Origin of the sequence: Mammaliicoccus sp. Q-M61 (assembly GCF_022386055.1) — a bacterium.
Taxonomy (GTDB): domain Bacteria; phylum Bacillota; class Bacilli; order Staphylococcales; family Staphylococcaceae; genus Mammaliicoccus; species Mammaliicoccus sciuri_A.
The window spans coordinates 76,013-90,094 of sequence record NZ_JAJNJL010000010.1 but is presented as its reverse complement, the minus strand read 5'-3'; the positions used below and the strand labels follow the sequence as shown (position 1 = coordinate 90,094).

The following is a 14,082-nucleotide window of genomic DNA, read 5'->3' as shown; positions in this document are numbered from 1 at the left end:
TTAACCCCTTTCTCTCTATATATTAAGTTCAATTGTCGTTTCTTTTTTTATAGTTGTGACATCAATGAATTTTAATGTTTCTATTAAAGACTGATGTCCAAGGTATTTTTGAATAATCGAAACTGATACCCCTGATTTGAAGGCATGATATGCAAAAGTCTTCCTTAACGAGTACAACCCGATATTCTTCAACCCTACTTCTTCAGCTGCAACATGTATAATTCGATAAGCTTGTTGTCTTGATAATTGTTTTTTTGTTTTGATGGACATAAAAACAAAGTCATCTCTTTTTAATCCTTCTTCATAAATAAAATTAGATAAGCTCGATCTCAAATGTAACGGTATAACGACTTTAATTAAATCCTGTTCATCATTTATCCAATCTTGCTTTATATCATTGTCCTCATCAAATAAATCTTGGACTGTTAAATTAAGTAGCTGGTTTACTTTCATACCCGTATGAATAGCTAAGCTAAACAATAAATAGTCTCGTTCACTATGTGATTTCAATACTTCATACATTGCTCTAATGTCATCTTTATTCTTAATTGGAGATACTTGTTGCATAAATTTGGTCCATCCTTCCTAATTAAGGTACATATTAATAATAATATATATTTGAGTAACATGAAAGTAATTTATACATTTTTTTGTCGTTTTTACATACTTATTTCGATATATAAAGTGAAAGGAGGTTTTAATTATGGAAACAGTTAAAGACATCAACATTATTTTATTGCATCAGTATTTAGATGAAGCTTCTAAAGTAAAAACTGTTCAACGTAAATTTAATGCAATTAATTTAAACGTTACACCAGAACAAGTTAAAACTTTTAAAGGCATTATCGAAACATTAAGTGACGAGAAATTTAAAGATGCGTATATCGTCAAAACAATACAGATAGAAAATTAATGCTATCTAAAAACCATTTAGGAGGTGAAAATATGAAAAGAGTATTGGAGTTAACATTCAAAACATCATTAGATAAGACATTTACATTACAAATTCAAAATCCAAAAGCAAACTTATCAAGCGATATCGTTGAAGATGCAATGAATAAAATTATGAAGCTTAACTTATTTAACTTAAACAAAGGTGAGCTCGTATCAATCCATTCTGCACAATATATCGAGCGCAGCACACGACAATTGATTAAATAAGTATTCTATAGCAACAGAAAAGGCAAGGACATAAATTTTGTCCTTGCCTTTTTTCTTATATATCTTTAACGAGTGTTTCGTATTTTTCTTTATGTTCTGCATCCATAAAGTAGTAAACTTTTCTTTCGTCGAGATTACTTCTATATTTATCGATTAAACCTTTTCTATATAATTTTGCTAAGTTTGTACCAATATTAGAAGGTCTTGTTTTTAATTCTAAAAGCTTTCCACTTAGAATTTCTTTGATTGTAATTTCTTTTGCAGTGTATATTTCTTCTAAAATAATGAAGTCAACGAGTGATAATTTCTTTTCATTTTTTAAAGTTGTTACTTTATTTTCATAGTCGATCATTTGTTGAATAGTTTTGTTGAATGTTTCTATCAAGTAAAGCCCTCCCAATTTAATTTTTCCCGATTTTTAATAGTTCACAACACACAAATTTCATTAATTATTATTTTAACGCGTTTTAAATTCATATTTTGATTAAATCGATTAACATATTTGATTTATTATAAAGTATCTTCTCCATTTTATTAAATTAGGTAACATTTACATACGATTTTTGATATCATATTGTTAAATAAATAAATATAATGACAGATTTTGATGTTTTATTCCATAATTTGTCTTTATTGAGAGGTGATTATTTGTACAACTATAAGATTTCACTACATAAAGAAAGTATCATTAATCCGAAATTACTCGGATATGGCGCTTTATGTTTCGTTTTAGAAGGTCATACAGAACTTACTTTAAATCATACGACTTATGAGTATAATGTTGGTGATTTATTTTATCTTCAAGATAACGATAATTATTTACCTATTATTAATAATGGGTTGGTCGCTATACTTCATATTAGTTATGCCATGATGGAAAATTTAAGTGGAGAAGAAGCATTTGTCTTTAGAATCCCCCGTACTTCGAAGACTAATGAATTAGATAGATATAAACATGAAATTAAAGATTTATATATTAGGGCTATTCTCGCAAACTTAACAAACGTTAAAATTAGATGCAGTAATTACGTTGTTGAAATTTATAAAATCATGTTTGAACGCTTTCAAGTGGATACTAAAAATTATGGTCATATTGAAATTGAACTTAGCAGTCTTATTTATAAAGTAAAACAATATATTGATCAAAATTATCACGAAAGATTATCACTTAATAGTGTCGCAAGTCATTTTTATATTTCTCCTGAACATTTATCTAGAGAATTCTCTAAACAAATGGGAACAACATTTATTCAATATTTAAAGGAAACAAGACTTTTTCAAGCGACATATGCATTACTGTTCACACAGTTTAAAACCGAGCAAATTGCAAACAGTCATGGTTTTTCTAGTTATCATAACTTTAATAGACAATTTAAAGAGCAGTTTCATGTAACGCCTAATCAATACCGACTACAATATAGACGTCATAAAAAAGACAAAGAAAATGCAGTGATTTCTAACGAAGAAAAAGCTTCATTGATTTCTAAATTACAAAAATTGATGCATAATAAATCGTTTGTTCATGAATATAAAAGAATGGCCTTTAGTGATGTACCTTTTAAGACCCTCTCAGCAAACCATAAGACATATTTACATGTCGGTGATGTTCATGATTTCTATACACCTTTTCTTGGTGAAATTTTAGAAAATGTAGAGAAAATGACGGATATGCCGATCATTGTTATTCACTGTTCTATGAAGACTTTCTTTGATACAGAACAACAAAATCATTATAAACAAAATTTAGCATTTTGTTTAAGTATGTTTTCAGATACGAGGATTATACCTGCCATAAAAATATATGATATTGATTATGACGACGACAACTTTAAAAACAACTGGCATGAATTAATAGATGCCATTTACAATTATTTTTATAACAAGAATGGAGAAATATTCTTTGATGTAGATTTTAGCGATATTTATCATGTTAAAAAGCAAATGAGAGAAACAAAGATAAAGTTACCTGATATACAAATTGGAATAAATGCGCCAAATCCATTTATGCATATATATGAAGAATTAGAGATTGATTTCTCGCAATATGAAGACATTGATGCTTTTGCATTAAGTTATAACTTTAACGACTTGTATAACTTAGATGAAATAAACAATTATGATATCGCAGACATTACAAACCAACATACGAAACAACTCATTCAAAATATGGCTTATTTAAAATCAAAAAATAAACATGTTATCCCAATGGAATGGAATATATTAAACGGTGATACGTATACTAGTAAAAGCTTTTATTTTAATGCGGCCATTATGTTAAAGCATTTAATGAGTATTACGAATTACATATCTGGTATAGGATTTTGGTTAATGGAAGAAGCTTCTGCTAAATATTCAGCTATCGAACAACCATTATCTTTGTATTTAAAATATCACTGTAAAAGTCCGACGAATTATTTATTATCTATTCTGAGTCATTTTAACGGTCATGAATTTTATGAAGGGCCAAACTATATTAAATTTGAAATTCACAATAAAATATTCTATTTATTATTTAACTATGAACTGTATCATCCGCATGATATCAACTATCAAAATAATATCGGGATTATCTTATCTTATCGAGACATCCCATTCGATAAATTCAGAGTCACGAAAATTACATTCGACCAAGACAACGGAAATATCTTTAAAGCGATTAGAAAATTAGATCATACTCATGGTAATTTAGACTTCTTAAATACAGTATTATTAGATAGATATTGTTCGCCAGATATAGAAATGGCAGATTATAATACAAATAAAATTGATGAAACTTATTTCTTAAAGACGAACGCTGTTCAATTATTAATCGTACAAAATAGAGGATAGACTAACACATATTCAAACAAACTTAATAAAAATCCATAAAAAAATCTTGGGCATCGATTGATGTCCAAGATTATTTATTTAATCTAATTCTAAATTAGTACGATAGTTATCTACGACTTCTTTCTTGCTTGAATCGCTAGGTACGAAATAATACAATCCATCATCTAGAATAGTATCTTGGCCTTCTAATTGATTTCTATCAACATTATCTAATGCATCACTATATTTAGATCTTAAACTATTGATTTGTGAAATTTTTAAATCTGTTTGAACATTATCACCTAATGTATCAAAGATTTGGTTGATTTTCGGTAATGAACCGATACTTACTAATTCATTTGCTAATGCTTGGATAACAAGTTGTTGTCTTTCTTGTCTACCAAAGTCTCCACCAGCACCATCTTCTTTTCTACTTCTAATAAATGCTAATGCTTCGTCTCCATCAAGCTTGTACTTTTGACCTTTAACATATGAATTACCTTTAACGGTAAATGTTGCATTACTTTTAACGGTTACGCCACCTGCTTGGTCAACTAATTCTTTAACACCATCCATATTAATCGTCGCATAATGGTCAATTGGTACATTCATTAATTTCTCTAAAGAATTAATGGCCATCTTCGGTCCACCGTATGCATATGCATGGTTAATTTTCTCGACAGAATCTCTACCTACGATTTGAGCTCTCGTATCTCTAGGTACACTTACCATAACAGTCTTTTTCTTATCAGGATTGATAGATAATAATAAGATTGAGTCCGATCTTTCTCCTCCACCCGCTGCTGCTCTTGTTGAATCTGAATCTATTCCGAATAATGCGATAGATATCGGATCACCATTTGTATCTACTGCTTTCTTTCGTAATTCTGATTTATCTCTGTCTAATGGATTATGTATTGAATTACCTAATGCGAAGAATTTATAGACAAAAAATGCGATCACTAATAAAAATACGAGTAATAAAATAATGACGATTGTCGTTACTATTTTGAATGCTGTTGACTTCTTTTTCTTTGCAGAACGCTCATATTGGTTTGCCACGTGTTCTCAGTCCATTCTATTTTTTTCTTTATTATACATTTATTTATCTCATATTTCCATATTGAACATAATTCTATACACAACTTAAATTTTATTTTAATAATTCTAAAATTTATACAAAGATTTCTTACTTATTTCTGGAAAATCTATACATTATATGATAGAGTATTCTTGTAAATCTACAACGTTACTTGTTTTTAAATTTTTATGACATATTAAACGGGAAAGAGGATGAGATTCGGCGATCTCATCCTCTCTTTTTTCGTCTATTTGTTTTTGATTTAATAACTTTTGTTTCTATATTAAACGCATCTGGATATCTAATTCTTACAACTTCACCATAAAATAACCTTTGTTCTCCGTATCTTGTACATAAAGATAACTCTGGATAAACTTCTTCTACTTTTGCAATATAATTATATGACTTATCCCTTTTCAATACATCAATATAATAACCAGGTTTAATACCCTTATTTGTTCCTGCATTAATAATAAATGACGTATCATCTAATATTCTTATAATTTCCACTTGTTTCATAACTTCACGCTAACTTTCTTTAATTCTTAATATATGAAATGTGATGATAAGTGCTTAGAGGACTGTTATGTTCGTTTCATAGAGTTGAAGAATATTTATATAATTTGTCTTATGCCATTTCTTTTTCTTTAGGATATTTAAACTTTTTTGAAATTATTAATATCATTACATTACATATTTTGGCAATAGGTTTATTAGTTAAATTGTACTATTTTTTTATTATTTTTTCAATATAATACTTAATAGAAAGAGCATGGACAAATGTCCATGCTCTTAATCATACTATTCTAGATACAATTCCACTGCATCTCTTGTTTTGCTCATCGTTACAACGTGTTCATCATAATTTCTTGATAAATAACTATAGAAGAGAATATCTATAGTCATAAGTTGAGAGATAAGAGAACTTGTCGCTGCTAATCTTAAACTTTTTTCTGAACTTGCATCATGAATTAAATATATATCAGATTTTTTTGCTAATGTAGACTGTTCTGACTGTGTTAAACCAACTATTTTTACACCATATTTTCGAGCTACTTTGGCTAAAGATACCGTCTCATGATTCTCTCCTGAATTAGATATACCAATGAGTACACAACTATCACTATGTGAAGCAATGGCTGTAGCTAAAAAGTGTGTATCTAAAGAATGAATCACTTGCTTACCTATTCTAGTGAACTTCTGATACAAATCTTGAGCAACCAAACTTGAAGCACCGACACCAAATACAATTATCGTATCTGTATCGTATAATTGATCAACAACCTGCTCAATATGTTTACTCGAAATATTCTTTTCGGTCATTTCAAGTGTATGCGAAGCTCTTGTGATGAGTTTCTTACTAATTGAGTCGACTGTTTCATCTTGTTTAATTTCTTGATAAATACTTTGTTCATGTTGCGGTAAATATCTAGAAATCGCTAATTTCAAGTCTGTGAACCCTTTAAATTCAAGTTTGTGTGTACATCTAATAACAGAAGCTGCACTTGTATTTGTTAATTTGCCAAGTTCTTTAGCGCTCAAGTTAATTGTTTTTTCAGGATGTTCAATAAAATATTCTGCAATACGTTTTTCATGTTTTGTTAAACGTGGCATTTGTTCTTTTATAAATATGAGTAAATGTTGATGTTCCATATGCTTTAATCCTCTTCTAATTCTTGTGGTGCCGTCATTTCTTTATTTGTTCCAAATAAATATGTGGCAATGAATCCGCCAAGATATGCTGCTAGCAATCCTGCGATATATCCTAAATACATATTATCAGAAATAAGTGGAATAAGTGAAACGCCACTTGGTCCAATTGCTGATGCACCGATATGACCAATGCCCCCGATAACTGCACCACCAACACCACCACCGATACATGCTGTGATAAATGGTCTACCTAGAGGAAGTGTAACACCGTAAATCAACGGTTCTCCAATGCCTAAAATACCAACTGGCAATGCCCCTTTTAGTAAGTTGATAATCTTTTTATTTTTTCTACATTTAAACCATAATGCAAATGCTGCACCTACTTGCCCTGCACCAGCCATAGCTAGAATTGGTAAGAGGTAAGTTGCACCAGACTGATTAATCATTTCAATATGAATCGGTGTTAATACTTGGTGTAAGCCAAACATAACAAGTGGTAAGAACGTTGCACCAAGTACAAATCCACTAAATGCACCACCGATATTTAGAACCCAATCTATTACGCCTAATAAGCCATTTGAAATAAAGCCGGCAATTGGCATGATTAAGAATATTGTTCCTAGCCCCATAATAAATAGTGTAATCGTTGGCGTAACAATGATATCTACCGCACTCGGAACGACTTTGTGTAATCTTTTTTCAATTAAAGATAAAATCCAAACTGCAATGATAACACCAATGACACCACCTTGACCGGCAGCTAATGGTTCTCCATTAAAAATATTTTTAAGTGGACTTTCTGGATCCATACCCGTTAGCATGGTTGTACCACCAATAACACCTCCTAAACCTGGTGTTGCGCCAAATTCTTTTGCCGCATTAATACCCACATAAATCACGAGGTATGCGAAAATACCATTTTTAATGATATCAAATATTAATACGAACTGTTCCCATGTCGCACCATCTATCGTGCCTGCCGTTAACATATTAGATAGTACTGCAGAAATACCACCAATTAAACCTGCACCAACAAAAGCCGGAATTAATGGTACAAATATATTAGCAATAGATCTTAATACTTTTTTAAATGGTGTTTGATTCTTCTTATTAATACTTTGCTTAAATAAATCCGCTTCTTTTTCAACTTGTTCTTTATTAGATACTTTATGCTTTATATCTTCACCTAAAGGAACCCCTATAATTGAACTCATTTCATTAGCTACTTTATTAACAGTACCTGGTCCAATCACAACTTGAAGCATGTCATCTTCTACGACACCCATTACGCCCTTTATATTCTTTAAACCTTCGACATCGACCTTACTGTAATCGACGATATTCATTCTGACACGCGTCATACAATGTATCACTTTGTCTAAATTATCTCTTCCCCCGACTTCTTTGAGAATATTTTGTGCAATCTCTCTTTCTTTTGACATAGCCTACACACCCCTTATTTTACGTATTTCTCACAAACCCTTTAGCTTGTTTAAGTCTTTCTAATGCTTCCTCTTTAGAAATGTCATGCATCCCCATTACTATTGCTACTTTCACTTGCTCATCACTTTGTTTGAATAATTTCTCACTATCTTCATCCGTTGTTTGTAATACTTCTTGAATCATGTTTACGGCTCTTTGTTTTAATTTTTTATTAGTTGGTTTAACATCAATCATTAAATTCTCGTATACTTTTCCTATACCAACCATTACCCCTGTTGATATCATATTAAGAATTAATTTTTGGGCAGTACCTGCTTTCAATCTCGTTGAACCCGTCAATACTTCAGGACCGACATCTACTTGGACCGGATAATCTGCATGTTTGCCAACTTCAGATGCTTTATTGCATGTCACACAGCCAGTAGGTACATTTATACTTTGTGCGTATCTTAAACCACCTATTACATATGGTGTTCTACCACTGGCAGCTATCCCGATAACCGTATCATGTTCATTAATATTTAAATCTCTTAAATCTTGTTCGCCTAGACTTTCATCATCTTCTGCACCCTCAACAGCTACAGTCATCGCACTTGGACCACCTGCAATAAGTCCAACGACAACATCAGGTGTTACACCAAATGTTGGTACACATTCAGCTGCGTCTAATACACCTAATCGACCACTTGTACCTGCGCCCATATAAATTAATCTTCCACCATTGTTTAATCCTTTAATAACTTGCTTAATTAATTGAGCAATAGCATGATTTTCTTCTTTAATAAATTGAGCCACTTTTTGATCTTCGTTATTCATAACATCAACAAATTGCTCAGGTGTTAATGTGTCTAACTTAGACGAATGCTCATTTCTTGATTCTGTCGTTAAACGACTGATATCCATTTATTCTTCCCCCTTCACAAACTGAAAAGCTGTACCTGCATCAATTAAATCTATACACGGTATATCATGTTGGCATATATGTCCTATAACATTAACAGCTTCATGACGTTTTAAATCTTTATTGACGATTTGTAATTCATTCATATAGCGACCATATTTTTTATTATCTAAAGTGATCGCACCCCTTGTTCTTGCAACCGTGTTCTCAGGCAATATTTCAGATTGAAACATTTGCCGTCCTTCTTCCGCTCTAATCACATCTCTAGCTTTGTCTTTTCTATTATGAAAAATTCTCCCAATATAACTTTCTAAATGCTTTGTTTCAGATTGCACTTGAAGTGACACGATTCCTTTATGAAAGAAGTTGTTGAATTGATCGATCGTTGTTGTATCGATACCTGTATCCCCTATACAAATATCATCTACTCCTAAAGCTGCTAATTCATGAGCAGCAACTAATGGGTGGCAATATCTATGATCTTCTAATGTAGGTAAGCCTTCATATACCGGACCTCTAAATACGGTACCCGGTACAAAAGCCATAATTGAAATATCCGGGAATGATGTCTTTAATTTTGTGTTTTGTTTTATAAAGTAAGCTTTATCCAGTCCAGTTTCAGGACGAGGATAATAATTATGCGCAACCATAATACGAGACATATCAATATCTTGATCTTTAAGTTCATCCAATAAACTTATCGCATCCGTGCTCGCATTACAGACAATTTTAACTTCACTTAATAAAGAAATAATATCCGGAATCGCTAAAGAAATATCTAACCTTATATAATCAATACCTAAACCTTTTAATACTTCAGGTTGCTTATAAGAAAGCCCAAGATTTTGAAAAGCATGAGGACTCGCATCAGCTATAATCTCAGCTTTATCACCAATAAGTAGCTTCAATTCCTTCAACCTATCAAAATACAATTCCGAATCCTCTTCAGGAATTTGAAGAGAAGTAAACACATACTTGAAACCATGATTGAGCATCGTCTCAATATATAATTCATCAAACGCTTCACCTAAATATACCGAAAAACCTAACATATCAACACACCCTTATTGGAATCGTTTACATTATCTCATTTTTGAAATAATATTTCAATGTTTAAAAGTTTTTGTGTATTTTTGTGAAATGGTGTTACAGAATGTGGGGATAGTAGGTAAATAATGTGTTTATATAGAATAAACTCACATCTTTTGCGATCTTGTGAGTTTACTACTCCTTTAACTCACATGTTTTTCAATCTCGTGTGTTTACTCCGTCTTTAACTCACATGTTTCGCAATCTTGTGAGTTTATTACCTCTTTAACTCACATCTTTTTCAATCTCGTGTGTTTATTCCACCTTTAACTCACATGTTTCTCAATCTTGTGAGTTTATTGCATCTTTAACTCACATCTTTTTCAATCTCGTGTGTTTACTCCGTCTTTAACTCACATCTTTTTCAATCTCGTGTGTTTATTCCACCTTTAACTCACATGTTTCGCAATCTTGTGAGTTTATTACCTCTTTAACTCACATCTTTTTCAATCTCGTGTGTTTACTCCGTCTTTAACTCACATCTTTTATAAATTTTCCTCCCCACCCCAAAAAAAACGCCGGAACTTCTGCTGTTCCGGCGCTTATCCTTATTCTATTATTTCTTATTTATCAAACGTTCTACTAATTGGTTTACTTGTTCGATATTTTTAGTTTGTTGATTCAATATTTCTATAATTTCTTGGTTGTCTGTGTTTGTTTTAATGTCTTCTTGAGTATTATGGTCTTGCTTGTTTCGATGTTGACGCAATGCTTCATATAATACTTCATCTTTATTTGCATCATCTATCTTATCGTACAATGCTTTTGTTTTTGAACTTACTTCTATTGTTGTTGCATTTGTATTGTTTGAACCTGCTTCTTCTGTAACGTGATTATTCTCACTTAATGCATGACCTTCAATATCGATTTTAGGTAAAATTGCATTTAACCAATTTGGAATATACCATGATGCTCTACCAAATAGTTTCGTCAATGCTGGAATAATTGTCATTCTTACAATAAATGCATCGAATAATACTCCGACTGCCAATGCTATACCCATCGATTTAATCATCACATCATCTTGGAATACGAAGCTGATGAATACACTAAACATAATGAGTGCTGCTGCGACAATAACTGGTCCACTTTCTTTAAGACCGACTTTAATGGACTTCGTATTATTCATTGTACGTACATACTCTTCATGTACACGTGACATGAGGAATACTTCGTAATCCATAGCTAAACCAAATAACAGTCCTATTGTGATAACAGGTAAGAATGCTAATAATGGACCTGTTGTATCTACGCCAAACAGGCTACTCATAAAGCCATCTTGCATGATAAGTGTTGTAAATCCTAAAGTTGCTGCTAATGACAATACAAATCCTAGTACTGCTTTTAAAGGAATAATAATTGATCTAAATACAACCATTAATAATATGAAGGCTAATAATATAATAACCCCTGCAAATAACGGTATCGCATCGTTAAGTTTTTCAGACATATCTATATTAATAACACTTTGACCTGATATTTCTGTATCTAAATCATATTTGTCTTTAGCATCTTTATTATAATCTCTTAAATCATGAACTAAATCATATGTTGATTCTGCATTTGGTCCTTTTTCAGGAAGAACAGTCACAAGTGCATAGTCTTGATCTTTGTTCAATTGAGGTGGTGTGACAGTTTCAACATTTTTAATATCGCCTACATCTTTCATCAAATCTTGTAAATCTTTTTGTAATGCTTTAGGATTATCTTTTTTATCAGAAGTATCCACAAGCATGACGATTGGACCATTAAAGCCTTCTCCAAAATCGTCAGAAATTATATCATATGCTTTCTTCTCTGTAGAATCATTTGGTTTCATACCATTATCAGGTATACCTAAACGCATATGTGTCACTGGTAGTGCTGCTGCGATTAAAATAACAAATCCAATGATTAATGCTATCCATGGTTTACCTACTACAAATTTTGACCATGGTGTATCCAAACTTTCATTTGAATGTATTTTACGTTTTTTCGGATGAATTTGTTTGTGGAAGACACTAATCAATGCTGGTAGTAATGTAATGGCACTGAGTACAGCAAAGATAACACTAAGCGCTGATGCAAATCCCATTGTAGCTAAGAAATCAATACCAACTAATGCTAAACCACAGACAGCTATAACAACCGTAACCCCTGCAAAGATAACGGCACTTCCGGCTGTACCTAATGCTAATCCAATTGCTTTAATATGATTTTTCTCAGTCTTAATAATTTGTCTATATCTAAATAAAATAAATAAAGCATAATCAATACCTAACGCTAATCCAATCATAACTGCTAATGATAACGTAACGTTTGGAATATCAAATGAATACGTTAGTAAAGCGATTGTACCAATACTAGAACCAAGTCCGATAACTGCACTTAATATTGGCATGCCCGCTGCAATAAATGATCCGAAAGTTACAAGTAACACTACGAAAGCAATTACGATACCAATAGCTTCAGAAGCGCCACCGATTTCAGTATTCGCAGTTAAAGCATTACCTGTTAATTCAGTTTGAATATCGTCATCATCTTCTAAAGATTTAACAGCATCTTTAACTTTATCAACGGAATCCGATTTAATAGAAGTTTGAGATACTTTATAATTGATATCTGCAAAAGCAGTTGTTTGATCTTTATTAATTTGTTTATTTTTATAAGGATCTGTCACTTCTTTAATATCATCATCTTTATCTTTTACATCTTTTAAAGCTTTTTGAATATCTTGCATAACCTTTTGATCCGTTATGCCTTTTTTATCTTCACTTTTAAAGACAACTCTTATATTTGCCTTTTCACTATCTTGATTAAATTCTTTCTCAATCTTTTCATTCGTATCGATTGATTTAATACCACTCATTGTAATATCGTTGTCAAATGTAGGTTTATTAATCGTTAATGGCGTTACGATTCCAGCTAATAAGATGACCCATATAAATATAGTTAACCACTTATGTTTAGCAATGGAAGAACCCAATTTGTATAAAAAGTTCGCCAAAAATATTTCCTCCCTTAAATCTACTATATAGTTTATGCATACAGTGTATACAACATAACGCTTATACTAACACCTGTAATATTCCCTAAAAAGAGATAAAATCCCAAATGTGTATACTTTGTCTACACTTTTCAAAAATTGTAGAAAAGCTGTTAACAAAACGTTCACATTTGGGATTTCTTATTTCTATATTAATAGTAGAATTAATGCAATAATTGCTGGTCCACCTTGTTTCAAAATAATAGATTTTGAACTTGTAAGGCTACCATATATAGCCGCTAATATAATGAATATTAACAGAACTGCTACAAACTCTTTAGGACTACTTGATAAAAAGGCACCATAAAATAATGATAATGCCAGTAAACCATTATAAATTCCTTGGTTTTTAAGAAGTGTTTGAATATTTTTATCTTTTAACTCTTGTTGCTTTAAATTAAATGTTTCTGCCGTTTTTTTAGAAGTCGTAGCGATTGTTTCTAAATACATAATGTACAAATGTTCAACTGCTACAATCACGACAAAAATCGTTGCTAGAATACTCATCTCTGGTCACCTCTATAGAATGATTTGACTTTCTTTTTCATGAATCATTTCAATAATTTCATTCTTTTCATTCATAACTGCCACTTTCGGTGCATGTGATCTCGCTTCTTCATCTGTTACTTGTACATAGTTCATAATAATAATCACATCATCTACTTGTACAAGTCGTGCAGCAGCACCATTAAGACAAATTTTACCGCTTCCTCTTTCACCTTCAATTACATATGTTTCAAGTCTTGCCCCATTGTTATTATTAACAATCGCAACTTTCTCATTAGGCAAAATATCTACTGCATCTAATATGTCTGCATCTATTGTAATACTACCTACATAATTTAAATTAGCTTCCGTAACTCTAGCACGATGAATCTTCCCGTTCATCATTGTTCTTATCATGAAATTCATCTCCATATA

The 14,082-nt window shown here is 31.5% G+C and carries 14 protein-coding genes; 3 read left to right on the top strand and 11 right to left on the bottom strand.

Annotation, left to right across the window (positions count from 1 at the left end; translation table 11 throughout):
* Positions 1–15: 15 nt before the first annotated feature.
* Positions 16–567 carry a tyrosine-type recombinase/integrase gene (locus LQ677_RS12010; RefSeq protein WP_191836661.1) on the bottom strand — a complete coding sequence of 184 codons (552 nt, stop codon included), beginning with the start codon at positions 565–567 and terminating at the stop codon, positions 16–18.
* A gap of 136 nt (positions 568–703) precedes the next feature.
* Here LQ677_RS12010 and LQ677_RS12005 point away from each other — a divergent pair, with 136 nt between their 5' ends.
* Positions 704–913 carry a DUF1659 domain-containing protein gene (locus tag LQ677_RS12005; RefSeq protein WP_025906021.1) on the top strand — a complete coding sequence of 70 codons (210 nt, stop codon included), beginning with the start codon at positions 704–706 and terminating at the stop codon, positions 911–913.
* A gap of 32 nt (positions 914–945) precedes the next feature.
* Positions 946–1,161: a DUF2922 domain-containing protein gene (locus LQ677_RS12000; protein ID WP_191836660.1), complete on the top strand. Its 216-nt coding sequence runs from the start codon at positions 946–948 to the stop codon at positions 1,159–1,161.
* Between the two features lie 55 nt (positions 1,162–1,216).
* On the opposite strand, the gene LQ677_RS11995 is transcribed toward LQ677_RS12000, so the two are convergent.
* On the bottom strand, positions 1,217–1,546 hold the full coding sequence (locus LQ677_RS11995) for a MarR family transcriptional regulator (protein ID WP_025906024.1): 330 nt from the start codon (positions 1,544–1,546) through the stop codon (positions 1,217–1,219).
* Between the two features lie 263 nt (positions 1,547–1,809).
* On the opposite strand from LQ677_RS11995, the gene LQ677_RS11990 reads away from it, so the two are divergent.
* Positions 1,810–3,990, top strand: a complete 2,181-nt coding sequence (locus tag LQ677_RS11990) for an AraC family transcriptional regulator (RefSeq protein WP_239748908.1) — start codon at positions 1,810–1,812, stop codon at positions 3,988–3,990.
* 78 nt (positions 3,991–4,068) lie between these two features.
* Here LQ677_RS11990 and LQ677_RS11985 read toward each other — a convergent pair whose 3' ends face one another.
* The 9 genes from LQ677_RS11985 to panD all read right to left on the bottom strand — a co-directional run bounded on the left by LQ677_RS11985 (position 4,069) and on the right by panD (position 14,064).
* Positions 4,069–5,031, bottom strand: a complete 963-nt coding sequence (locus tag LQ677_RS11985; protein ID WP_037589837.1) for an LCP family protein — start codon at positions 5,029–5,031, stop codon at positions 4,069–4,071.
* Between the two features lie 247 nt (positions 5,032–5,278).
* On the bottom strand, positions 5,279–5,569 hold the full coding sequence (locus tag LQ677_RS11980; RefSeq protein WP_037589838.1) for a hypothetical protein: 291 nt from the start codon (positions 5,567–5,569) through the stop codon (positions 5,279–5,281).
* A gap of 282 nt (positions 5,570–5,851) precedes the next feature.
* Complete coding sequence (locus LQ677_RS11975; RefSeq protein WP_037589840.1) at positions 5,852–6,703, bottom strand: MurR/RpiR family transcriptional regulator; 852 nt, start codon at positions 6,701–6,703, stop codon at positions 5,852–5,854.
* A gap of 5 nt (positions 6,704–6,708) precedes the next feature.
* Positions 6,709–8,145, bottom strand: a complete 1,437-nt coding sequence (locus LQ677_RS11970) for a PTS transporter subunit EIIC (protein WP_191836656.1) — start codon at positions 8,143–8,145, stop codon at positions 6,709–6,711.
* A 19-nt stretch (positions 8,146–8,164) separates the two neighbouring features.
* On the bottom strand, positions 8,165–9,049 hold the full coding sequence (gene murQ / locus LQ677_RS11965; protein WP_239748907.1) for an N-acetylmuramic acid 6-phosphate etherase: 885 nt from the start codon (positions 9,047–9,049) through the stop codon (positions 8,165–8,167).
* Positions 9,050–10,099, bottom strand: coding sequence for a MupG family TIM beta-alpha barrel fold protein (locus LQ677_RS11960; protein ID WP_239748906.1), 1,050 nt, complete (start codon positions 10,097–10,099; stop codon positions 9,050–9,052).
* Positions 10,100–10,692: 593 nt separating this feature from the next.
* Positions 10,693–13,122: an MMPL family transporter gene (locus LQ677_RS11955; RefSeq protein WP_239748905.1), complete on the bottom strand. Its 2,430-nt coding sequence runs from the start codon at positions 13,120–13,122 to the stop codon at positions 10,693–10,695.
* A gap of 186 nt (positions 13,123–13,308) precedes the next feature.
* Positions 13,309–13,668, bottom strand: a complete 360-nt coding sequence (locus LQ677_RS11950; protein ID WP_025905022.1) for a DUF1304 domain-containing protein — start codon at positions 13,666–13,668, stop codon at positions 13,309–13,311.
* A gap of 12 nt (positions 13,669–13,680) precedes the next feature.
* Positions 13,681–14,064 carry an aspartate 1-decarboxylase gene (gene panD / locus LQ677_RS11945; RefSeq protein WP_025905023.1) on the bottom strand — a complete coding sequence of 128 codons (384 nt, stop codon included), beginning with the start codon at positions 14,062–14,064 and terminating at the stop codon, positions 13,681–13,683.
* Between the last annotated feature and the right edge of the window lie 18 nt (positions 14,065–14,082).